The following is a 21,615-nucleotide window of genomic DNA, read 5'->3' as shown; positions in this document are numbered from 1 at the left end:
ACCTGTGGGATTTTACGCAAAGGGCAAGGGTACGGTGGCGGACACGACGCTGCAAGCGTGATGCAGCGGCTTTATTCGTCACGGCCTTCCATCATGGTGCGCTTGAGCATGACGTACAGCGCCCCGGTACCGCCATGCCTGGCCTGGCAGGAAGTGAAGCCCAGCACCTGCGGATGCTGGCGCAGCCAGGTGTTGACGTGGCTCTTGATCATCGGTCGCTTGCCGTCCAGGCGCACAGCCTTGCCGTGGGTGACGCGCACGCAGCGGATTTCGAACTGGGTGGCTTCAGCGAGAAAGGCCCAGAGGGTTTCCCGGGCCTTTTCCACGGTCATGCCATGCAGGTCGAGGCTGCCTTCAAAGGGGATCTGGCCGATCTTCAGCTTGCGCATCTGGCTTTCCTGGACCCCGTCGCGGGCCCACATCAGCTCATCTTCCGGCCCCACGTCGATGACGAACTGGTCGGACAGCCCGTCCACTGTGGTGGTCTCGCTGCGTACGGTGGCCGCCTGGCGCAACTTGGCGATCTGCGCCCGGTCGCTCTTGGGTTTGCCCGTATCGGCACGATCGTGCTTGATCGGCTTGACGCCGCGGATCTCGTTTTTGAACAGGGAAAAATCGTCGTCTTGCATGTCAGCCTCCGCGAAGGGCGGCTAGTTTACCCAACTCGGAACACCTTAAGGCGCGCAAATCGCGCCTCGGGAATGTCAGTCGTGTTTTTTCATCAGGTGCGGCGCCATGTTCAGCGCCAGGGGCTGGCGCATGCGCCGCCGGCAGCGCCGCCACAAGCGTACGCCGACATACAGCAGCAACAGGCCGACCACCAGGATCACCGCCGAGCCCGCCGGGCTGGCATTCATTTCCCCCAGCGCCGGGGCGCGGCCCAGCAGGCTCGCAGTACCGGCCATCGCCAGCAGCACGCCAAATGTCGCCAGTAGCGCGGAGAATCCCGCACCCAGGCGCAACCGCCAGTTTCGCGGGCTTTTGGGCCGCAATCGGCGTGCGTCAAAACCATCGGATATCTTCATTCCGACCTTCCTCAATGGGTATCGGCCCTTCGACCGGAAGTTGACCGGGTGGTTCCTGAGGCTAAGGCAATTGCTGCAAAGGCGAGGGGTTTATGGATGAGCGGCCCGCCAGCCGCTCACCAGGGCTGATCAGATCAGGCTTGCGGTCTGGGCGAGGGTGGCGAAGTTGTCGGCCATGATTGCCATTTCGGTTTGCTGAACGTGCTCGGCGCTGAGGATGCCACCCTTGTAGGGCAGGTCGCGGGTGGCGCAGGCGTCTTCTACCAGGGTGCAGCGAAAGCCCAGGTTCTTGGCCGCGCGCACGGTGGTGCTGACGCTGGAGTGGCTCATGAAACCGGCGACGATCAGGTCCAGGGAACCGAGGTCTTGCAGGCGCTTTTCCAGTTCGGTGCCGTGGAACGCGCTGGGCAGCAGTTTGCCGATGATGGTTTCGTCGCCTTGGGGTTCAAGGCCGGGAATGAACTCGCCGCGCTCGCCTTGTGGGTCGAACAGGCCGCCGACGGTACCGAGGTGGCGTACGTGCACCACTGGGCGACCGGCAGCCCGGGCCGCGGCCAGCAGTTGGCGGATGTTGGCCACTGCCGCGTCCATGCCGGACAGGGCCAGCGGGCCGCTGAGGTATTCTTTCTGGGCGTCGATGATCACAAGGGTCGCGTGGCTCAAATTGGCCGCTGCATAACCACGACCGCTGAGTTGAAACATCGTCTTTGGAACGGACATTCTGGGGCTCCTGTGAGTGGGGCTTTTGCGCCATTGTCCTCTGGCGGAGCGCTTCTGTGAATCGCTACTAACGTAAGGTGCGCCGTTGCTGGCCTGTAGCCTTGTCAAGTGGGGCAAGGTATGCAGCCTTCCCGAGAAAAAAACGCTTGAACACCATTGCCCGTCGCTGGTTTTTCATTCGTCGTCGGCAAGCGTTTTGGCTGTTAGAATCGCCGGTCGTTTTGTCAGGAGTCTGTCCCGTGATCACTTCCCGCCTGCGCACCTTGCGCGACCATATCCGCTGGGCTGTCAGCCGCTTTCATGGGGAGGATCTGTTCTTCGGCCATGGTACCGACAATGCCTGGGACGAGGCCCGTCAACTGGTGCTCGGCGCCTTGCACCTGCCTTGGGAAATTGCCGACAGTTACCTTGATTGCGCGTTGGAAGACGACGAGCTGGTCCATGTGCAGCACCTGCTCAAGCGCCGTATCCAGGAGCGCGTGCCTACCGCCTACCTGCTGGGCGAGGCCTGGTTCTGCGGCATGTCGTTCATTGTCGATGAGCGCGTGCTGATCCCCCGTTCGCCGATTGGCGAGCTGATCGAAAAACGTTTCGAACCCTGGCTGGGCAGCGAGCCGGCACGGATTCTCGACCTGTGTACCGGTTCCGGCTGCATCGGTATCGCTTGTGCCTATGAATTCCGTGATGCCGAGGTGGTGTTGGCGGACCTGTCCTTCGAAGCCCTCGAAGTGGCCAACCAGAACATCGAGCGCCATGGCGTCGATGAGCGGGTGTTCACGGTCCAGGGCGACGGCTTCGATGGCCTGCCCGGGCAGCGCTTCGACCTGATCGTGTCCAACCCGCCCTATGTCGATGCCGAAGACTTCGCCGACATGCCGGATGAATACCAGCACGAGCCCGAGCTGGGCCTGGCCTGTGGCGAGGATGGCCTGAACCTGGTGCGGCGGATGCTAGCCGAGGCGGCGGACCACCTGACCGAGAAGGGCTTGCTGATTGTCGAGGTGGGCAACAGCCAGGTGCATGTCGAGGCGCTGTACCCGGAGGTCGACTTCGCCTGGCTGGACTTCGAGCGCGGTGGCCACGGTGTGTTCATGCTGACCGCGGAGCAGTGCCGCGAACATCAGGCGTTGTTCGCGTCCCGGGTCTGAGCCGATTGCCGGCCCGCGCAGCGCGGGCCTCTGGTGGTCAGGCGTTGCGGCTCAGCGATGAGTCGCAATCCAGATCAGCAGCCCGGCCTGGAACACCGCAAAGGCCACCAGGCAGGTGATGGTGAAGCGCAGACCGGTGTCCTCGCGCTTGTACTTGGTGACTTTCTCTTCCTGCTTGCGCAGCTTCACTTCCAGTTCTTCAAGATTCTGTTCGGCCTGCTGGAGCATCTGCGCCGCTTCCAGAATCTCCACGAACTGCAGTTTTTCGCTATTCCACTGGCCCAGCAGTTCACCCACCTGGACATCCTTGACGCTGCCCTTGAGGTGCTGGGCATCGGCATACACCACATCGAAACCCTGGGTGCGCAGCACGTGGTCGCGACGCAGGCGCGTGTCTTCGTTGAGGGCATCCTTGTTTGCCAGGTCGAAGCCGTCGACCCGGTAGTGCGGCCACTTCTTCTGGGCCCACTGCGCTGCCTGGGCCAGCAGGAAACGGCCGATTCCGCGGTTCAGCGGTTCGACCTGCAGGCCGCCTTCGGGCTCGAAGTGCACCCGGCGAGTGTCGTGCTCGACCCACACATCCAGGTGATTCTGTTCCTTGCGCACCCGTTGGCCGGGGAGGCTGATGGTCATGCGCAGCAGGCTGTGCTCTTTGTTGTTGCGTTCGGCATAACCGAACTCGACAAAGCGCAGAGGCCGTCCGCCCGTGGCGCGATCGGTCTGCAAGGGTGCCAGGCGCAGCATCTTGTGGTGCTCGGCCTGCACATCGGCCCACGGCAGCGGCGGCGCTTCAGGGGCGGCGGCTTCCTGCTCGGTGGCGGGTGAATTCGGGGTATCAGTCATAACGGCGAGATCCTGTCCAATCGCTGCGCGCCGACAGCAATTGAACGGCCGGCAAAGGCTTATCGGCCGTTTTTTTCAGGACTGGAGGGCAAAAACAGCCTAACGGGTGTGAAGTCCGTCAATAAAATCGATGATCGCGCTGCCCAGTTCCGCTGCCAGGGGCAATTGCGGGTCCTTGTAGGAGGCCAGCTGGCGCTTGAGGTCATTGGGCACGATGCGCATTACATGGTTCATGCCCTCGATCAGTGCCAGTTGCGCATCCGGTTTGGCGGCCTTGAGGACCCTGGCGTCATCGACGCTGACCTGGATGTCGTTGCTGCCCTGGATGATTAGCGCCGGCATCTTCAGGCGGGCGAAGGCCGCCGCCGGGTCTTCGCGAAACAGGGTGATCAGGTAAGGCTGCACGCTGGGGCGAAAGATGACTTGCAGGGCAGGGGGTACATCCGGGTCGACCTTGCCGGCCTTGAGGCTGTCCAGCAGCTCATTGCTGCGCAGCATCAGCGCCGGTGGCAGGCGGTAGCTCAACTGCTGGCGCAGGATCTGGTCCACCGGGCGGGCGGTTCCGGAGATCGAGATAACGCCTGCGGCATTCAGATGCGGTGCCGCCAGCGTGGCGATCAGTGCGCCTTCGCTATGCCCCAGGACTATCAGTTGGCCCAGGCGTGGATCGGCCTTGAGCTTGTTGCCCCAGGCCACGGCATCTGCGACATAGGCGTCCAGGGTCAGGTTGCGTTCGTCCGGGGTCGCGGCGAGGCTGGCGGCCACGCCGCGCTTGTCATAACGCACGCTGGCGATGTTGTGCTTGGCCAGTACCCAGGCCAGGCGCTTGAGGCTGTCGTTGCGCCCGCCATCGGGGTTGTTGCCGTCGCGGTCAGTGGGGCCGGAGCCGGAAATGATCAGCACCACCGGCACCGGCTGCTCGGACTTGGGTAGCAGCAGCGAGCCGTACAGCTCACCGTGCCCGGTGTCCAGGCTCACGGGGCGTTGCAGGACGGCCGCATGAACCAGGCCGGTGAACAGGGAAAGGCTCAAGAGAAGAACTCGCAGCATCATCGCGCCATCATGGATAAGGTGCCGGTTTGACTCGGTAACAGGCAGAAGGTTCGAGGATGAACTAGTTGGGTAGCCTGCGTATACTGGCGCACGCGCTAATCCAGATTGAGTTATTTCGGCTGATTTCACGGAGCTCCCTGCATGTCCGGCAATACCTACGGCAAGCTGTTCACTGTCACCACCGCGGGCGAAAGCCATGGTCCGGCGTTGGTCGCCATTGTCGACGGCTGCCCGCCGGGCCTGGAACTGACGCTGGAGGACCTGCAGCGTGACCTGGACCGGCGCAAGCCTGGCACCAGCCGCCACACCACCCAGCGCCAGGAACCCGACGAGGTCGAGATCCTCTCCGGGGTGTTCGAAGGCAAGACCACCGGCTGTTCCATCGGCTTGTTGATCCGCAACACCGATCAGAAGTCCAAGGACTATTCGGCGATCAAGGACCTGTTCCGCCCGGCTCACGCCGACTACAGCTACCACCACAAGTACGGCATCCGCGACTACCGTGGTGGCGGCCGCAGCTCGGCCCGGGAAACCGCCATGCGCGTGGCGGCCGGGGCCATCGCCAAGAAGTACCTGGCCAGCCAGGGCATCGTGATTCGCGGCTACATGAGCCAGCTGGGCCCGATCGAGATTCCCTTCAAGACCTGGGATTCGGTAGAGAACAACGCCTTCTTCAGCCCCGATCCGGACAAGGTTGCGGAACTGGAAGCCTATATGGACCAGTTGCGTCGAGACCAGGATTCGGTCGGAGCGAAGATCACTGTGGTGGCCGAAGGGGTGATGCCGGGCCTGGGCGAGCCGATTTTCGATCGCCTGGACGCCGAGCTGGCCCATGCGCTGATGAGCATCAACGCGGTCAAGGGCGTGGAGATCGGCGCCGGTTTCGCCTGCGTTGCCCAGCGCGGCACCGAGCACCGTGACGAACTGACCCCGCAAGGTTTCCTCAGCAATAACGCCGGCGGCATTCTGGGCGGCATCTCCTCGGGACAGCCGATCGTCGCTCACCTGGCGCTCAAGCCGACCTCCAGCATTACCACCCCCGGGCGCTCCATCGATATCGACGGCAACCCGGTGGACGTGATCACCAAGGGGCGCCACGACCCGTGCGTGGGCATTCGCGCCACGCCGATCGCCGAGGCGATGATGGCCATCGTGCTGATGGATCATCTGCTGCGCCACCGCGGCCAGAATGCCGACGTGCGCGTCAGCACGCCGGTGCTGGGCCAGCTGTAATGCCGGTCCTGCCAGTCGCCACGGTCTGAAGGCCGTGGCGGCACTTCCCTACTGGCGGCTTTCCAGTTTCTACCTGTTCTATTTCGCGCTGCTGGGCTCGACCGCGCCATTCCTGGCGCTGTATTTCGATCACCTGGGGTTCTCCAGCGCGCGCATCGGCGAACTGGTGGCCATTCCCATGCTCATGCGCTGCGTGGCGCCCAACCTTTGGGGCTGGCTGGGGGACTATACCGGGCGGCGCCTGGCGATCGTGCGTTTTGGTGCGTTCTGCACCCTGGTCTGTTTCTCCCTGATCTTCGTCGACAAGAGCTATGCCTGGCTGGCCATGGTCATGGCCCTGCATGCTTTTTTCTGGCACGCGGTGCTGCCGCAGTTCGAAGTGATCACCCTGGCGCACCTGCAAGGCCAGGCCTCGCGCTACAGCCAGATCCGCCTCTGGGGCTCCATCGGCTTCATTCTTACCGTGGTGGCCCTGGGGCGTTTGTTCGAGTGGTTGAGCCTGGACATCTACCCGGTAGCGCTGGTGGTGATCATGGCGGGCATCGTCCTCAGCAGCCTGTGGGTGCCTAACGCCCAGCCTCGGGTGCAGGGGCCGCGGCACGCCGGGGAGGGCTTTGTCAGGCAACTGCGTAGCCCCGGTGTGCTGGCCTTCTACCTGTGCGTGGCACTGATGCAGATGAGCCACGGCCCCTATTACACTTTCCTGACTCTGCACCTGGAGCGCCTGGGCTATACCCGCGGGCTGATCGGCATGCTCTGGGCCCTGGGTGTGGTGGCCGAAGTGTTGATGTTTCTGGCGATGAGCTGGCTCCTGGCGCGCTTTTCCGTGCGGCGGGTGCTGCTGGCGAGCTTCCTGCTGGCGGCTCTGCGCTGGTTGCTGCTGGGCAGCCTGGCGGAACACCTCGGGGTGCTGTTGTTGGCTCAGGTGCTGCACGCGGCGACCTTCGGCAGTTTCCACGCCGCCGCCATTCATTTTGTGCAGCGCAGTTTCGGTGCCCGCCAGCAAGGCCAGGGCCAGGCGTTGTACGCGGCCCTGGCGGGAACCGGGGGCGCCCTGGGGGCCCTGTATTCGGGTTATAGCTGGAATGTCCTGGGCCCCACATTGACCTTTAGTATTGCCAGCGTCGCAGCCTTGGCCGCAGCCGTTATCATTGCCACCCGCATGCAAGAGGAGTTGCCGTAATGAGCAGCCTGTCCGTCTACCACGTATCCAGTCCGGACCTGCCGAACAAGGTCTTGACCCACTTCGACGATATCGCTGCAACCCTGGCCGAGCAGGGGATTCGTTTCGACCGCTGGCCTGCCACCACGCGTGTTGCACCGGGCACCGGCCAGCAAGAAGTGATAAGCGCCTATCAGGAGCAGGTCGATCGCCTGATGACCGAGGGTGGCTATGCCAGCGTGGATGTCATCAGCCTCGATGAAGACCATCCGCAGAAGGCCGAACTGCGCGCCAGCTTTCTCGATGAGCACCGCCACAGCGAGGATGAAGTACGTTTCTTCGTTGCGGGCCGGGGCCTGTTCAACCTGCACATCGATGACTATGTGTACGCCGTACTGTGCGAGAGGAATGACCTGATCTCGGTGCCGGCGGGCACCGCCCATTGGTTCGACATGGGCGAGCGGCCGAACCTGGTAGCCATCCGCTTGTTCAACAACCCCCAGGGCTGGAACGCCAGCCTGACCGGAGACGCGATCGCCAGCCAGTTCCCACGCCTGGACGATTGAGCGGGGAGCACAACGTCAACGGGCCGGACCCACGCAAGATGGGGCCGGCCCGGACAGGTGCAGCGCAAGCGGCTTACGCGGAGTGGTAAGTCGGCAGGGCAAAGCGGTTCTGGCTTTGCAGCATGGAGATCTGTGGCAACTCACTGGCCTGTTCGGCCAAGTCCCGACGAATTGCGCTGATGACCCACGACAGTTGGTCGGCGGCGTGCAACTGTGCGTAGGAGATCGAACGCTTGAACTGTTTGCCTTCGCTGCTGCGCAGGGTCAACAGGATGCCACCGTCAGGGCGTGGCTGGGTGGTCACTTCGAAGTTGGAGAACAGGGAAGAAAATTTTTCTTGGATCAGGCTCATGTCTATCAGCTCCGTTAGCTCTTGAAGGGCAAGCGTGGAGTGATAGGTGCAGCGATTGTGCCAGTATTGTTTTTTTAAAATATGCTTTAAAAACAACAACTTATAAAAATCAAAAAAGCGCCTGTTCGTGCAAATTGCATGAATGGCCATCGTGCATCCTGCATTTTGCAGGTCCGCAGGGGGTGTTGGCGGGTGCCGTGGCAGTGTTGTGACCGCGGGCCAGGGTGGAAAATTCAATCGTTGAAGCGGGGACAAGTACGCTGCGTGGGGAGACCGAGGGTAGATACAAAAGTTTGCAAAAACCCCGTGTACAGCGTCGCGAGAGCTGACGTATTTTCCAGCCAGTCACGTTGGTTCAACCTGGCCTCGGCGGCCCCGCGAAAGCGGCTTGAACGGCGTTTCTGCGACATGGAATGTGTTGTGGCGCGATCTTGCGATCCCGCCCGACCAATAATAAGAACATAGGACGCTCTCCATGAACCTTTCCTGCGCCTCATCGCCGGTGCTCTTTGCAGCCCTGCGCTTGTCCTGCCTTCATCCCGTTGCGAGAGATATCCACAGCTCCCGCGTGCCGCTCGCCGCACCCTGGATCGCTACCCCCGGTTGAGCCTTGCGCCGCTGTTGCCAACGCCCGGCCGGCCAGGCCCGGGCCCAGATCCTTGCTGTGCAACCGGAGCAACCATGAACAAGCACAAGAGCGACATGATCACCTGGGGCATGATGCTGCGTAAGGTGCCCTCCATTGCCAGGGCACTGCCGCGGGTGGTGCGGGGCATGAAGGCGGGCAATATCGACAACCCGGACCAGCCCTGCGGCCTGGGCTGGAGCTTTGAGCAGGCGACCCTGCGCAACCCCGAGGGGCCGGCCTTGCTGTACGGTGATCGGGTGCTCAGTTATGCACAGGTCAATCAATGGGCCAACCGCATTGCTGCCTACCTGCAGGAGCAGGGCATCGGCAAGGGTGATGTGCTGGCGATCTTCATCGAGAACCGCCCGGAATTGCTGGTCACGGTGCTGGCGGTGGCCAAGCTCGGAGGCATTTGCGCGATGCTCAACACCGCGCAGACCCAGGGCGTGCTGGCGCACAGCCTGGCGTTGGTGAAACCGGCGGCGATCATCCTCGGCGGCGAGCTGCAGGCCGCTTACTCGGCGGTACGCGAGCAGGTGGGCATCGATCCGCAGCGCACCTGGTTCGTGGCCGATCAGGACACCTTTGCCGACCCCGGGACGACCCCCGAGGGAATGCGCAACCTGATGGCCGAGAGCGCCGGTTACCCATCGGACAACCTGGCGCAGACCCAGCGCATCTTCCTCAACGACCCTTGCTTCTACATCTATACCTCCGGCACCACGGGGTTGCCCAAGGCCGGGATCTTCAAGCATGGGCGCTGGATGCGCACCTCTGCCGGCTTCGGCACCATCGCCCTGGATATGCAGCCCGGCGACGTGGTGTATTGCACCTTGCCGCTGTACCACGCCACGGGTCTGTGCGTGTGCTGGGGCTCGGCGATTACCGGCGCCTCGGGCTTTGCCATCCGCCGCAAATTCAGCGCCAGCCAGTTCTGGGATGACGTGCGCCGCTACAAGGCCACGACCGTGGGTTATGTCGGGGAGTTGTGCCGCTACCTGATCGACCAGCCGGCTTGCGCACGGGATACCGAGCACGGGGTCTCGAAGATGATCGGCAACGGGCTGCGCCCGGGCGTCTGGAGCGAGTTCAAGCAACGTTTCGGCGTCGGTCATATCTGTGAGTTGTATGCCGCCAGTGACGGCAATATCGGTTTCAGCAACATCCTCAACTTCGACAATACCGTGGGCTTTTCCCTGATCCCCTGGGCGCTGGTGGAATACGCCCACGACACCGGTGCGCCACTACGCAACAGCCAGGGCTTCATGCAGAAGGTGGCCAAGGGCGGCCAGGGGCTGTTGCTGGCGAAGATCGACGACAAGGCGCCCCTGGATGGCTACACCGACCCGGAAAAGAACCTCAAGGTGATTCTCAAGGACGTATTCGAGAAGGGCGACTGCTACTTCAACACCGGCGATCTGCTGCGCGATATCGGCTTTGGCCATGTGCAGTTCGTCGACCGGCTGGGAGATACCTATCGCTGGAAGGGAGAGAACGTTTCCACCACCGAGGTGGAGAACGTCCTCCTGGGGCACCCGCAGGTTGCCGAGGTGGTGGCCTATGGGGTCGAGATCCACAACACCAACGGTCGGGCCGGGATGGTGGCGATCACTCCGGCAGAATCCCTGGCGACCCTGGATTTCAGCGAGTTGCTGCAGTTCGCCCGGCAGCAGTTGCCGGCCTATGCAGTGCCGCTGTTCCTGCGGATCAAAGTGAAGATGGACACCACCGGCACCTTCAAGTACCAGAAGAGTCGCCTCAAGGAGCAGGCATTCGATCTGCAGCAAATCGGGGACGAGCCGGTGTATGCCTGGTTGCCGGGCTCGGATACCTATGTGCGGCTGACCCCGCAGATTCTCGCGGACATTCAGGGTGGGCGCCTGCGTTATTGATTCTGCCTATGGTGGCTCTCGGGAAAAAAGGGATGACAGGCTGGCGCCGGCTTGGGGAAACTAGCGCCTTTCCGAATTGCCGAACCTGGAGTTTCCGATGACCGACAAAAGCCGCCAGATGACTGAAGAAGAGGCCGCCCAGTTTGTCGAACAGGTGTTCAACGTGGCCCGCCAGGGCGACGCACAGATGCTCGACAAGCTGGCTGCCAGTGGCCTGCCGGTCAACTTGCGCAATCACAAGGGCGACACGCTGCTGATGCTCGCCGCCTATCACGGCCATGTGGACGCGGTGCAGGTGCTGCTCAAGCACCAGGCCGACCCCGAGATCCGCAACGATAACGGCCAGAGCCCGATTGCCGGGGCTGCCTTCAAGGGCGACCTGGCGGTGGTCAAGGCGCTGGTGGAGGGGGGCGCCCAGGTGGAAGGCTCGTCCTTCGACGGACGTACCGCGCTGATGATGGCGGCGATGTTCAATCGCACGGAAATCGTCACCTACCTGATCAGCCAGGGCGCCGACCCCAAGGCCCGCGACAGCAATGGCGTGAGTGCCCTGGAAGCGGCCAAGACCATGGGCGCCATGGATACCACGGCGCAGCTCGAAAAACTCCTGGCCTGAGCCGGCGATGATCAGGGCGTGCAGGCGTCAGATGCTGCCTGGCGTGATAGCTCGGGCACTTTAGGCTATCCTTCGCGCCCCTTGATTTCCTAGCTTCCAGGATGTGCCCATGAAAACCGCCCTTATCGAACTCATTAGCAAGATCAGCTCCGGGTGCATGGGCGATGCCGAGATCCAGCAGATCGCCGAGGAGGCGAGCCAGGCCTACGCCGACCCTCAGGGATTCCTGGCAGCCAACCCGGATATCAACTACGACGACAGCTTCCCCATTTCCCTGGGGGAATGGGTGGTGGTCGGCAGCCTGCCGGAAACCGTGTTGTTTCAGGCCGATACCTATGTCGACCTGTTCGCCCAGATCGTCGCCTCGTTCGGCAAGGACGTGGCTTTCAACATCAAGCCCAAGCAGTTGGCCAAGATCGAAGCCCTGACGGCCTTGAACCGCATCCAGATCCAGATGGGCAGCATGAACCCGGAAAACGGCGGCTATGTGTTGATGAACTTCAGCCAGTTGCTGGATGACGAGTTGCAGATGGTACTGGTCTACGGCAACGACGTGCCGCGGGTGCTGGAGCTGTGCGCCGAGGTCGGGATCGCCGCAGCGCCGGCCCTGGAAGCCTTGAAGATCGCCGTTCATGTCTGAAGCCCGAGCGGCTGTGGAATAAAACGGAACCCTGATCCAGCACGGCTATCCTAAAGAGGCACGCCATCATTTAGGGAGCGACACCATGGGTTCCACCTTCAATGGCCTGGTTGGCCTGATCATTCTGGCCCTGGATATCTGGGCCATCATCAACGTACTCAAAAGCGGCGCCGAAACCGGGATGAAGATCCTCTGGGTGCTCTTGATCATTCTCCTGCCGGTGCTGGGGCTGATCATCTGGGCGATCGCCGGGCCGCGAGGCAATGTGCGGCTCTGAAGCGGAAGACGCAGGTTGCACAGGGAAAAGGGCCGTCAGGCCCTTTTTTGTGTGACTAAACATGCGTTGAACGAAATTTTCACAAACGCTCTAAGACAATTCGCCGGCGCTTTTCCCCCGGTATAACTCTCTGCAATCTCTTGTCCCAGAGCCGTTGGCAGTGGGTTTTTCGGTGCTGCCCACTAATCAATGGCAATGCCTTGAGTGATCGTGCAACATTTGCGCACCGCGAATTCCCCCGTCGCCCTGGCGGCAACAAGAGGGCAGAACGCAGCTTTATCTTTGCAACTTAAACTTCCAATGGGTCCTAAAACCACATGGCAAACTCGGATGCCCTGAGTCAGCAGCGATCCTCGAATCGCCTGCTGCAACCGACCGTTAAATCCCATCTGGCCTACACGCTATTGTGCGCCCTGGTCATGATGGTGATGCTTTCCCTGTTGCGCGTCGCGCTGCTGATCTACAACCGCGAGATGATTCTCGACACTCCGGCCTCGACCTTCCTCGAAGCGTTTGCTAACGGGCTGCGTTTTGACCTGCGGCTGGTGGTCTACCTCAGCGTACCGCTGCTGCTGGCGCTGTTCAGCGCCCGGGCCATGGCGGCTCGCGGGGTGTTGCGCTTCTGGCTGACGGTCACCTCCAGCATCGCGCTGTTCCTCGGCCTGATGGAGATGGACTTCTACCGCGAGTTCCACCAGCGCCTCAACGGCCTGGTCTTCCAGTATGTGAAGGAAGACCCGAAAACCGTGATGAGCATGCTCTGGTACGGCTTCCCGGTGGTCCGCTACCTGCTGGCCTGGGCCGTGGGCACCTGGATCCTGAGCCTGGCATTCAAGGGGGCCGACCGCGCCACCCGGCCCCGCGGCCCGTTCAGCGGCGGCAATGTCGGCACCCGGCAGATTGCCCCCTGGTATGCGCGCATTGCGGTGTTCGTGGTGTGTCTGCTGATCTGCGTGGTTGCAGCCCGTGGCACTCTGCGCCAGGGCCCGCCGATGCGTTGGGGTGACGTCTACACCACCGAATCCAACTTCGCCAACCAGTTGGGCCTCAATGGCACGCTGCAATTGATGGCGGCGGCCAAGGATCGTCTGTCCGAGGACCGCACCAATATCTGGAAGGCCACCTTGCCTCAGCCTCTGGCGCAGCAGACCGTGCGCGACATGCTGCTGGTGCCGAGTGACAAGCTGGTGGATGCCGACATCGCCGCTGTACGCCGCACCTACACGCCGGATGGGGAAAAGACCCTGCCGATCAAGAACGTCGTGGTGATCCTGATGGAAAGCTTCGCCGGGCATTCGGTGGGCGCCCTGGGACGTCCGGGGGAGATCACTCCGTACTTCGACAAACTGTCCAAGGAAGGCCTGCTGTTCGACCGCTTCTTCTCCAACGGCACCCACACCCACCAGGGCATGTTCGCCACCATGGCGTGCTTCCCCAACCTGCCTGGCTTCGAATACCTGATGCAGACCCCGGAAGGCAGCCACAAGCTGTCCGGCCTGCCGCAACTGCTCAGTGCTCGCAACTACGATGACGTGTATGTCTACAACGGCGATTTCGCCTGGGACAACCAGTCGGGGTTCTTCAGCAACCAGGGCATGACCAACTTCATCGGCCGTAACGACTTCGTCAATCCGGTGTTCTCCGACCCGACCTGGGGCGTGTCCGACCAGGACATGTTCAACCGCGGCCTGGAAGAGTTGAAGGCCCGGGAAGGCAAGGGGCCGTTCTATGCCCTGCTGCAGACCCTGTCCAACCACACGCCGTATGCCCTGCCCACGCCTTTGCCGGTGGACAAGGTGACCGACCGCGGCAGCCTCAACGAACACCTGACGGCCATGCGCTACTCCGACTGGGCCCTGGGCCAGTTCTTCGAGAAAGCGCGCAAGGAGCCTTACTTCAAGGAAACCCTGTTCGTGGTGGTGGGCGACCATGGCTTCGGCAACGAGCAGCAGATCACCGAAATGGACCTGGGGCGCTTCAACGTGCCCATGCTGATGATCGCTCCGGGCATCCAGGAAAAGTTCGGCCAGCGTGACCACACCGTGGGCACCCAGATCGACATCGTGCCCACCATCATGGGCCGCCTGGGTGGCGACGTACTGCACCAGTGCTGGGGGCGCGACCTGCTCAACCTGCCGGAAGGCGACAAGGGCTTCGGCGTGATCAAGCCTTCGGGCAGTGACCAGACCGTAGCGCTGCTGACGGCGGACCGGGTGCTGGTATTGCCCAAGGAAATGCCGCCACGGCTGTACAAGTACGAACTGGGTTCGGCACCGGGGGGCGAACTGATCCCGGATTCTGCCGATGAGGCGCAGCTCAAGCAGAAGCTGGAATCCTTCCTGCAGACGGCGACCAAGAGCTTGCTCGACAACACCGCAGGCGTGGTCAACGGGAAACCGGACTAAACGCTGTAGCGCCGGCCCTGTCATGCGGGGTTGGCGCAAGTTGCCCGCGTGAATAAAACACCCCACAAGTGGGGTGTTTTTTATTCGGGCTAATAAAAAGGCGCCGGTGAAGACCGGCGCCTTTTTACGTTCAAACATGCTCTGGGGCGAGCAATAAGGGCGTTATATCCTGCCCAGCAGCAAGAGTACCAACAGCACCACCAGCACGACGCCAATGATTCCTGAAGGCCCATAACCCCAGCTTCTGGAGTGCGGGAATACTGGCAGGCCGCCAATCAGCAGCAGAATCAGAATAACGATCAGAATGGTGCCCATGGCTGTTTCCTTATTGGAATAGAGTTGAACAACGCAGTTATTCAAGGACAAGTTCGTTTTAGGGATAAAGCGAACCGCTTAATAAATCCGACTCTGCGCCCCTCCAGAAAATTCCAAGTATTTTTAAAGCTTTCCGCTTTCGGTCTTATTTCCTTTGCGCCTGCCCGGAGCAGGGGGGCGGATGACAGGTCGGGGGCACCGGGCCGGCGGTTTGCCCGGGGCATTCAGCACCCTGATGGTGCGTGGGTGGCGCAGGGGCCTTCGCTACACTGCGGCTCATCTTCCCCGGAACAACAAGGCAACTCTTATGCAAAATCGCATGATGATCACTGGCGCCGGCTCCGGCCTGGGTCGCGAAATCGCTTTGCGCTGGGCCCGCGAGGGCTGGCGGCTGGCCTTGTCCGATGTCAGCGAGGCGGGCCTGCAGGAAACCCTGAAGCTGGTGCGTGCAGCCGGTGGTGACGGTTTTGTGCAGCGTTGCGATGTGCGTGACTACAGCCAGTTGACCGCCTTCGCTCAGGCCTGCGAGGTGAAGTTCGGCGGTATCGACATCATCGTCAACAACGCCGGCGTGGCCTCTGGCGGGTTCTTCAGTGAACTGTCGCTGGAGGATTGGGACTGGCAGATCGCGATCAACCTGATGGGGGTGGTCAAGGGCTGCAAGGCCTTCCTGCCGCTGCTGGAGCAGAGCAAGGGCAAGATCATCAATATCGCTTCCATGGCGGCCTTGATGCAGGGCCCGGCCATGAGCAACTACAACGTGGCCAAGGCCGGAGTGGTGGCGCTTTCCGAGAGCCTGTTGATCGAGCTCGCGCAGCATGAAATCGGCGTGCATGTGGTCTGCCCGTCGTTCTTCCAGACCAACCTGCTGGACTCCTTCCGAGGGCCGACCCCGGCCATGAAGGCCCAGGTGGGCAAGTTGCTGGAAAACTCGCCGATCACCGCCGCCGAGATCGCCGACTACATCCATGCCCAGGTCGATGCCGGCCAGTTCATGATCCTGCCCCACGAGCAGGGCCGCATGGCCTGGGCCCTGAAGCAGAAAAATCCCCAGGCGCTGTACGACGAAATGACCCTGATGGCCGACAAGATGCGCGCCAAGGCCAAGCAAAGCGCCAGTTGAGCTTGCCCAATCCCCCTGGGCGTCGTTAGGGTTGCCGGCATCCGACAATCCTGACGAGTTCCTGCATGCTCAATTACCTGTGGTTCTTCCTCGCCGCGTTGTTTGAAATCGCCGGCTGCTATGCGTTCTGGATGTGGCTGCGTCAGGGTAAGAGTGCCTTGTGGGTGATTCCCGCGCTGGTCAGCCTGACCCTGTTCGCCCTGTTGCTGACCAAGGTCGAGGCCACCTACGCCGGGCGCGCCTATGCCGCCTACGGAGGCATCTATATCGTCGCTTCGATTGGCTGGCTGGCGGTGGTGGAGCGGGTACGGCCCCTGGGTTCGGATTGGCTGGGGCTGGCGCTGTGCGTGATCGGGGCCAGTGTGATTCTGTTCGGCCCGCGCTTTTCCAATGGCTGAATAACCCGGCCCAGAGAAGCTGGGCCGGGGGCAGGGTCAGTCGAACAGCTCCTTGGGCACATCGTGCTTGAGCATCAGTTGGCACTGTTCGCTGTCCGGATCGAAGACGATCACCGCCTGGCCCTTGGTCAAGGCCTGGCGCACCCGCAGCACACGGGTTTCCAGGGGCGTTTCATCACCGTTGTCGGTGCCCTCGCGGGTTACGAAGTCCTCGATCAGGCGGGTCAGGGTGTCGACTTCAAGTTGGTCGTGGGGAATCAGCATGGGGGCCTCCGGCAAACAATCCGGGATCCTACTGCGCCCGGGGCCGTGCCGCCAGCCAGGGCGTGCACAAACTCCGGGGCGGGTTCAGGATTTCTGCCCCACCAGGCTGTCCACCGAGGGCACCCGGGTATCGCTTTCCATTTGTGCATCGTGCTCCAGTTGATGGCTGAAGCGGTCCAGTGAGCCCTGGGCCGGTTGCGCGTCGCTGGCAAATACCGGCGGGCTGAGGATGTAGGCCCCCAGCAGGCGGCTGAGTGCCGCCAGGCTGTCGATATGAGTGCGCTCATAGCCGTGGGTGGCGTCGCAACCGAAGGCCAGCAGCGCAGTGCGGATGTCGTGGCCGGCGGTGACCGCCGAATGGGCGTCGCTGAAGTAGTAGCGGAACAGGTCGCGACGCACCGGCAACTCGTGTTCGCCGGCCAGGCGCAGCAGGTGGCGGGACAAGTGATAGTCGTAGGGGCCACCGGAGTCCTGCATGGCCACGCTCACCGCATGTTCGCTGGAGTGCTGGCCCGGGGCGACCGGGGCAATGTCGATGCCGACGAACTCGCTGACGTCCCAGGGCAGGGCCGCTGCTGCACCACTGCCGGTTTCTTCGGTGATGGTGAATAGCGGATGGCAGTCGATCATCAGCGGCTCGCCGCTGTCGACTATGGCCTTGAGCGCGGCCAGCAGCGCGGCGACACCGGCCTTGTCGTCCAGGTGCCGGGCGCTGATATGGCCGCTTTCGGTGAACTCGGGCAAGGGGTCGAAGGCAACAAAGTCACCCACGCCTATCCCCAGGGATTCGCAGTCGGCGCGGGTGGTGCAGTAGGCATCCAGGCGCAGCTCGATGTGGTCCCAACTGATGGGCAGTTCGTCCACCGCGGTGTTGAAGGCGTGCCCGGAGGCCATCAGCGGCAGGACGCTGCCGCGCAACACGCCGTTGTCGGTGAACAGGCTGACTCGGCTGCCCTCGGCAAAGCGGCTGGACCAGCAGCCCACCGGGGCCAGGGTCAGGCGGCCGTTGTCCTTCACCGCGCGCACGCTGGCGCCAATGGTGTCCAGGTGCGCCGAGACGGCCCGGTCCGGGCTGTTCTTCTGGCCCTTGAGGGTGGCGCGAATGGTGCCGCGACGGGTCAGCTCGAAGGGGATGCCCAGTTCTTCCAGGCGTTCGGCGACATAGCGCACGATGGTGTCGGTAAAGCCGGTGGGGCTGGGAATGGCGAGCATTTCCAGGAGGACTTTCTGCAGGTAGGCGAGGTCGGGTTCGGGAATCTTGCGGGTCATGGAAACTCCTGATGAGAAACGGCCATCGATGGTTTCGATGAGGGCATGGATGGAGGGCCAGGGGGCGCCTTCGCTGCCAAGCCGGCTCCTACCAGTGAGGGTAGGAGCCGGCTTGCCGGCGAAGGATCACGGCGCCGGTTGGCTGTGGGGAAACAGCAGGTCGACAAAACGTTCGGCGGTGGGTTGCGGTTCGTGATTGGCCAACCCGGCGCGTTCGTTGGCTTCGATGAACACGTACTCGGGCTGATCCGCCGCCGGCACCATCAGGTCCAGGCCCACCACGGGAATGTCCAGGGCACGGGCTGCGCGGATGGCGGCGTCGGCCAGGGTCGGATGAAGGATGCCGGTGACGTCTTCCAGAGTGCCGCCGGTGTGCAGGTTGGCGGTGCGCCGTACAAACAGCCGCTCCCCGGCGGCCAGTACGCTGTTGTAGTCGTAGCCGGCGGCGTGCAGGGTGCGCTGGGTCTCCTGGTCCAGGGGGATTTTGCTCTCGCCGCCGGTGGCCGCCTGGCGGCGACGGCTGCGGGCTTCGATCAGCGCGCCGATGGAGTGCTGACCATCACCGATGATTTCCGCGGGACGGCGGATAGCCGCTGCCACCACTTCAAAGCCGATCACCAGGATGCGCAGGTCCAGGCCTTCGTGGAAGCTTTCCAGCAATACCCGGCTGTCAAAGCGGCGGGCGTGGTCGATGGCCTTTTGCACCTCTTCGATGGTCCGCAGATCCACCGCCACGCCTTGTCCCTGTTCGCCATCCAGGGGCTTGACCACCACCCGCTGGTGCTCGTCGAGAAAGCCCAGGTTGTCATCGGCGTTGCCCGCCAGTTGCTGCGCCGGCAGGTTCAAGCCAGCACCCTTGAGCACCTTGTGGGTCAGGCTCTTGTCCTGGCACAGGCTCATGCTGATGGCGCTGGTGAGATCGCTCAGCGATTCCCGGCAGCGTACCCGGCGCCCGCCGTGGCTGAGGGTGAATAGCCCGGCGTCGGCGTCATCCACCTGAACATCGATGCCCCGGCGATGAGCTTCCTCGACGATGATCCGCGCATAGGGGTTGAACTCCGCCTGGGGCCCGGGGCCGAGGAACAGCGGCTGGTTGATGCCGTTCTTGCGCTTGATGGCGAAGGTCGACAGGGTGCGAAACCCGAGTTTGGCGTAGAGGTTCTTGGCCTGGCGGTTGTCGTGCAGCACCGACAGGTCGAGGTAGCTCAGGCCGCGGCTCATGAAGTGTTCGATCAGGTGGCGCACCAGCACTTCGCCGACGCCCGGGCGACTGCAGTCGGGGTCCACTGCCAGGCACCAGAGGCTGCTGCCGTGTTCCGGGTCCTGGTAGGCCTTGTGGTGATTGAGGCCCATGACGCTGCCGATCACCGCGCCGCTGTCTTCGTCCTCGGCCAGCCAGTACACCGGCCCGCCTTGATGGCGCGGGGTCAGCAGTTGCGGGTCGATGGGCAGCATGCCGCGGGCCTGGTACAGCTGGTTGATGGCTTGCCAGTCGGCTTCGCTCTGGGCGCGACGGATGCGGAAACCGCGAAATACCCGAGTGGCCTGGCGGTAATCGCTGAACCACAGGCGCAGGGTATCGGAAGGGTCGAGGAACAGTTGCGCCGGCTCCAGCCCCAGCACTTGTTGTGGTGCCGCCACGTACAGGGCGATGTCGCGCTCGCCAGGTCGCTCGTTGAGCAACTCCCCGGCCAGGCTGGTGGGGTCGGGAAAGGTATGGCCGATCAGCAGGCGGCCCCAACCGCAATGTACCGCGATCGGTTCGCACCCGGGTTCGCTGCCGTCTTCGGCGAAGCGCGCCTGCAGGCGTTCATAGGACGGCGCCTGGCCGCGCAGCAGGCGTTGGCTGTAAGCCGTGGCGTGAGCTTTCATCGGTCAGATTCCTTGTTCGCTGAGCCACAGGTTCAATGCCGCCAGTTGCCACAGCTTGGAGCCGCGCAAGGGCGTCAACTGGCCCTGGGGATCGGTCAGCAGGCGGTCGAGCATGGCCGGCTTGAACAGGCCGCGATCCTGGCTCGGGTCCAGCAGCAGTTCGCGTACCCATTCCAGGGTCGCGCCCTGCAAGTGCTTGAGGCCCGGCACTGGGAAGTAGCCTTTCTTGCGGTCGATCACCTCGCTGGGGATCACCAGCCGCGCAGCTTCCTTGAGCACCTGCTTGCCGCCGTCCGGCAACTTGAAGCGCGCCGGCACCCGGGCCGAAAGCTCCACCAGGCGGTAGTCGAGGAACGGCGTGCGCGCCTCCAGGCCCCAGGCCATGGTCATGTTATCCACACGCTTGACCGGGTCATCCACCAGCATCACCGTGCTGTCCAGGCGCAGGGCCTTATCCACAGCTGCGTCGGCGCCGGGCTGGGCGAAATGCTCGCGGACAAAATCCCCGGCGGCATCGTTGGCGGTCAGCCACTGCGGTTGTACGGTGGCCGCGTAGTCGTCGTAGCTGCGGTCGAAGAAGGCCGCACGGTAGGCCGCGTAGGGGTCGCTGGCGCCGTCCACCTGCGGGTACCAGTGGTAGCCGGCAAAGAGTTCGTCGGCGCCCTGGCCGCTTTGCACTACCTTGCAGTGCTTGGCCACTTCCCGGGACAGCAGGTAGAAAGCGATGCAGTCGTGGCTGACCATCGGCTCGCTCATGGCCCGAAAGGCCGCGGGCAACTGTTCGATGATTTCACGTTCATCGATGCGCAACTGGTGATGCCGGGTGCCGTAGTGCCGGGCAATCAGGTCGGAGTACTGGAACTCGTCGCCCCGCTCGCCACCGGCGTCCTCGAAGCCGATGGAGAAGGTCGACAGGTTGTCCACCCCCACCTCTCGCAGCAGGCCCACCAGCAAGCTGGAGTCGACACCGCCGGACAGCAGCACGCCCACATCCACCGCTGCCCGTTGGCGGATGGCCACCGCTTCACGGGTGCTGTCCAGCACCCGGTCACGCCAGTCTTCCAGAGTCAGGTTGGTTTCGTCGGCACGGGGGCCGTAGGGCAGGGTCCACCAGGTCTGCTGCTCGGTGCGACCGTCGGCCTCGATACGCATCCAGGTGGCCGGCGGCAGTTTTTCGATGCCTGCCAGCAGGGTTCGCGGTGCTGGCACCACGGCATGGAAGTTCAGGTAGTGGTTGAGCGCCACGGGGTCGAGCAACGGGTTGATGTCGCCACCTTTGAGCAACGCCGGCAGGGCCGAGGCGAAGCGCAGGCGCTGGCCGGTGCGCGACAGGTACAGCGGCTTGACCCCGAGGCGGTCGCGGGCGATGAACAGGCGCTGGGCATCGCGCTCCCAGATGGCGAAGGCGAACATGCCGTTGAGCTTGGGCAGCAGGTCCGCGCCCCAGGCGTGGTAGCCCTTGAGCAACACCTCAGTGTCGCCGCCGGAATAGAAGGCATAACCCTTGGCTTCCAGTTCGGCGCGCAGTTCGGGGAAGTTGTAGATCGCGCCATTGAAGGCCAGGGACAGGCCCAGTTGGTTGTCGACCATGGGCTGCGCCGAGCCGTCCGAAAGGTCCATGATTTTCAGCCGTCGATGGCCGAGGGCGATCGGGCCCTGGCTGTGAAAGCCCCAGGCGTCCGGGCCGCGAGGGGCCAGGTGGTGGGTGATTCGTTCAACCGCTGCCAGGTCGGCAGGTTGATGATCAAAGCGTAATTCGCCAGCTAGTCCGCACATAAGTCCTTACCGGTTTTTCCGTTGGGGAGAGTCAATCT

At 62.9% G+C, this 21,615-nt stretch carries 22 protein-coding genes; 11 read left to right on the top strand and 11 right to left on the bottom strand.

The features are described 5' to 3' along the window. Positions 1 to 71: 71 nt before the first annotated feature. The 3 genes from BLS75_RS08650 to BLS75_RS08640 all read right to left on the bottom strand — a co-directional run bounded on the left by BLS75_RS08650 (position 72) and on the right by BLS75_RS08640 (position 1,745). Positions 72 to 629 (bottom strand): Smr/MutS family protein, encoded by a 558-nt coding sequence (locus BLS75_RS08650; RefSeq protein ID WP_011062624.1) that lies wholly within the window; start codon positions 627 to 629, stop codon positions 72 to 74. Positions 630 to 704: 75 nt separating this feature from the next. After that, positions 705 to 1,025 carry a hypothetical protein gene (locus BLS75_RS08645; RefSeq protein ID WP_011062623.1) on the bottom strand — a complete coding sequence of 107 codons (321 nt, stop codon included), beginning with the start codon at positions 1,023 to 1,025 and terminating at the stop codon, positions 705 to 707. A 129-nt stretch (positions 1,026 to 1,154) separates the two neighbouring features. Beyond that, positions 1,155 to 1,745, bottom strand: a complete 591-nt coding sequence (locus BLS75_RS08640; RefSeq protein WP_011062622.1) for a cysteine hydrolase family protein — start codon at positions 1,743 to 1,745, stop codon at positions 1,155 to 1,157. A gap of 239 nt (positions 1,746 to 1,984) precedes the next feature. Here BLS75_RS08640 and prmB point away from each other — a divergent pair, with 239 nt between their 5' ends. Then, on the top strand, positions 1,985 to 2,893 hold the full coding sequence (prmB, locus tag BLS75_RS08635; RefSeq protein ID WP_011062621.1) for a 50S ribosomal protein L3 N(5)-glutamine methyltransferase: 909 nt from the start codon (positions 1,985 to 1,987) through the stop codon (positions 2,891 to 2,893). 51 nt (positions 2,894 to 2,944) lie between these two features. Here prmB and BLS75_RS08630 read toward each other — a convergent pair whose 3' ends face one another. Next, positions 2,945 to 3,736, bottom strand: a complete 792-nt coding sequence (locus tag BLS75_RS08630) for a hypothetical protein (RefSeq protein WP_011062620.1) — start codon at positions 3,734 to 3,736, stop codon at positions 2,945 to 2,947. A gap of 99 nt (positions 3,737 to 3,835) precedes the next feature. Then, the gene (locus BLS75_RS08625) at positions 3,836 to 4,789 is read right to left on the bottom strand and encodes an alpha/beta hydrolase (RefSeq protein ID WP_072450659.1); all 954 of its coding nucleotides are present in this window, start codon (positions 4,787 to 4,789) and stop codon (positions 3,836 to 3,838) included. A gap of 141 nt (positions 4,790 to 4,930) precedes the next feature. Here BLS75_RS08625 and aroC point away from each other — a divergent pair, with 141 nt between their 5' ends. From aroC to BLS75_RS08610, 3 genes are read left to right on the top strand one after another with little or no spacing between them, the layout of a single operon-like run. Beyond that, positions 4,931 to 6,022 carry a chorismate synthase gene (aroC, locus tag BLS75_RS08620; RefSeq protein ID WP_011062618.1) on the top strand — a complete coding sequence of 364 codons (1,092 nt, stop codon included), beginning with the start codon at positions 4,931 to 4,933 and terminating at the stop codon, positions 6,020 to 6,022. A gap of 34 nt (positions 6,023 to 6,056) precedes the next feature. Next, complete coding sequence (locus tag BLS75_RS08615) at positions 6,057 to 7,205, top strand: MFS transporter (protein WP_072450658.1); 1,149 nt, start codon at positions 6,057 to 6,059, stop codon at positions 7,203 to 7,205. Then, positions 7,205 to 7,750 carry a 1,2-dihydroxy-3-keto-5-methylthiopentene dioxygenase gene (locus BLS75_RS08610; RefSeq protein WP_072450657.1) on the top strand — a complete coding sequence of 182 codons (546 nt, stop codon included), beginning with the start codon at positions 7,205 to 7,207 and terminating at the stop codon, positions 7,748 to 7,750. The genes BLS75_RS08615 and BLS75_RS08610 overlap by 1 nt, the downstream gene beginning before the upstream one ends. Before the next feature lie 73 nt (positions 7,751 to 7,823). On the opposite strand, the gene BLS75_RS08605 is transcribed toward BLS75_RS08610, so the two are convergent. Beyond that, positions 7,824 to 8,102, bottom strand: coding sequence for a DUF3509 domain-containing protein (locus BLS75_RS08605; protein WP_072450656.1), 279 nt, complete (start codon positions 8,100 to 8,102; stop codon positions 7,824 to 7,826). 681 nt (positions 8,103 to 8,783) lie between these two features. Between BLS75_RS08605 and BLS75_RS08600 the strand changes: the two genes are divergently transcribed. The 5 genes from BLS75_RS08600 (at position 8,784) to BLS75_RS08580 (ending at position 14,560) form a co-directional block, all read left to right on the top strand. Then, positions 8,784 to 10,622, top strand: a complete 1,839-nt coding sequence (locus BLS75_RS08600) for a long-chain-acyl-CoA synthetase (RefSeq protein WP_072450655.1) — start codon at positions 8,784 to 8,786, stop codon at positions 10,620 to 10,622. A gap of 97 nt (positions 10,623 to 10,719) precedes the next feature. Then, positions 10,720 to 11,238, top strand: a complete 519-nt coding sequence (locus BLS75_RS08595) for an ankyrin repeat domain-containing protein (protein ID WP_011062613.1) — start codon at positions 10,720 to 10,722, stop codon at positions 11,236 to 11,238. A gap of 109 nt (positions 11,239 to 11,347) precedes the next feature. Then, on the top strand, positions 11,348 to 11,878 hold the full coding sequence (locus BLS75_RS08590; protein WP_072450654.1) for a hypothetical protein: 531 nt from the start codon (positions 11,348 to 11,350) through the stop codon (positions 11,876 to 11,878). 85 nt (positions 11,879 to 11,963) lie between these two features. Next, the gene (locus BLS75_RS08585; RefSeq protein WP_011062611.1) at positions 11,964 to 12,155 is read left to right on the top strand and encodes a PLDc N-terminal domain-containing protein; all 192 of its coding nucleotides are present in this window, start codon (positions 11,964 to 11,966) and stop codon (positions 12,153 to 12,155) included. Positions 12,156 to 12,472: 317 nt separating this feature from the next. Further along, positions 12,473 to 14,560 (top strand): LTA synthase family protein, encoded by a 2,088-nt coding sequence (locus BLS75_RS08580; RefSeq protein ID WP_011062610.1) that lies wholly within the window; start codon positions 12,473 to 12,475, stop codon positions 14,558 to 14,560. A 162-nt stretch (positions 14,561 to 14,722) separates the two neighbouring features. On the opposite strand, the gene BLS75_RS08575 is transcribed toward BLS75_RS08580, so the two are convergent. After that, the gene (locus BLS75_RS08575; RefSeq protein WP_007945780.1) at positions 14,723 to 14,875 is read right to left on the bottom strand and encodes a DUF3309 family protein; all 153 of its coding nucleotides are present in this window, start codon (positions 14,873 to 14,875) and stop codon (positions 14,723 to 14,725) included. Between the two features lie 307 nt (positions 14,876 to 15,182). Between BLS75_RS08575 and BLS75_RS08570 the strand changes: the two genes are divergently transcribed. Together BLS75_RS08570 and BLS75_RS08565 are read left to right on the top strand one after the other, a co-directional pair. Next, positions 15,183 to 15,998 (top strand): SDR family oxidoreductase, encoded by an 816-nt coding sequence (locus BLS75_RS08570; RefSeq protein WP_072450653.1) that lies wholly within the window; start codon positions 15,183 to 15,185, stop codon positions 15,996 to 15,998. A 65-nt stretch (positions 15,999 to 16,063) separates the two neighbouring features. Further along, on the top strand, positions 16,064 to 16,396 hold the full coding sequence (locus BLS75_RS08565; RefSeq protein WP_011062607.1) for a YnfA family protein: 333 nt from the start codon (positions 16,064 to 16,066) through the stop codon (positions 16,394 to 16,396). Positions 16,397 to 16,432: 36 nt separating this feature from the next. Here the strand turns inward: BLS75_RS08565 and BLS75_RS08560 are convergent, their stop codons facing one another. The 4 genes from BLS75_RS08560 to BLS75_RS08545 form a co-directional block, all read right to left on the bottom strand. Beyond that, entirely contained in the window at positions 16,433 to 16,660 is a 228-nt protein-coding gene (locus tag BLS75_RS08560; protein ID WP_011062606.1) for a YheU family protein, read from the bottom strand. 84 nt (positions 16,661 to 16,744) lie between these two features. After that, positions 16,745 to 17,929: an osmoprotectant NAGGN system M42 family peptidase gene (locus tag BLS75_RS08555; RefSeq protein WP_015636583.1), complete on the bottom strand. Its 1,185-nt coding sequence runs from the start codon at positions 17,927 to 17,929 to the stop codon at positions 16,745 to 16,747. A 126-nt stretch (positions 17,930 to 18,055) separates the two neighbouring features. Next, complete coding sequence (gene ngg, locus BLS75_RS08550) at positions 18,056 to 19,801, bottom strand: N-acetylglutaminylglutamine synthetase (protein ID WP_011062604.1); 1,746 nt, start codon at positions 19,799 to 19,801, stop codon at positions 18,056 to 18,058. A 3-nt stretch (positions 19,802 to 19,804) separates the two neighbouring features. Continuing rightward, on the bottom strand, positions 19,805 to 21,577 hold the full coding sequence (locus tag BLS75_RS08545) for an N-acetylglutaminylglutamine amidotransferase (protein ID WP_072450652.1): 1,773 nt from the start codon (positions 21,575 to 21,577) through the stop codon (positions 19,805 to 19,807). Positions 21,578 to 21,615: the final 38 nt, after the last annotated feature.

The organism is Pseudomonas sp. NFPP12 (assembly GCF_900103205.1).
Taxonomy (GTDB): Bacteria; Pseudomonadota; Gammaproteobacteria; order Pseudomonadales; family Pseudomonadaceae; genus Aquipseudomonas; species Aquipseudomonas protegens.
The sequence above is the reverse complement of the archived record's forward strand: the minus strand, read 5'-3'. Positions and strand labels throughout refer to the sequence as shown.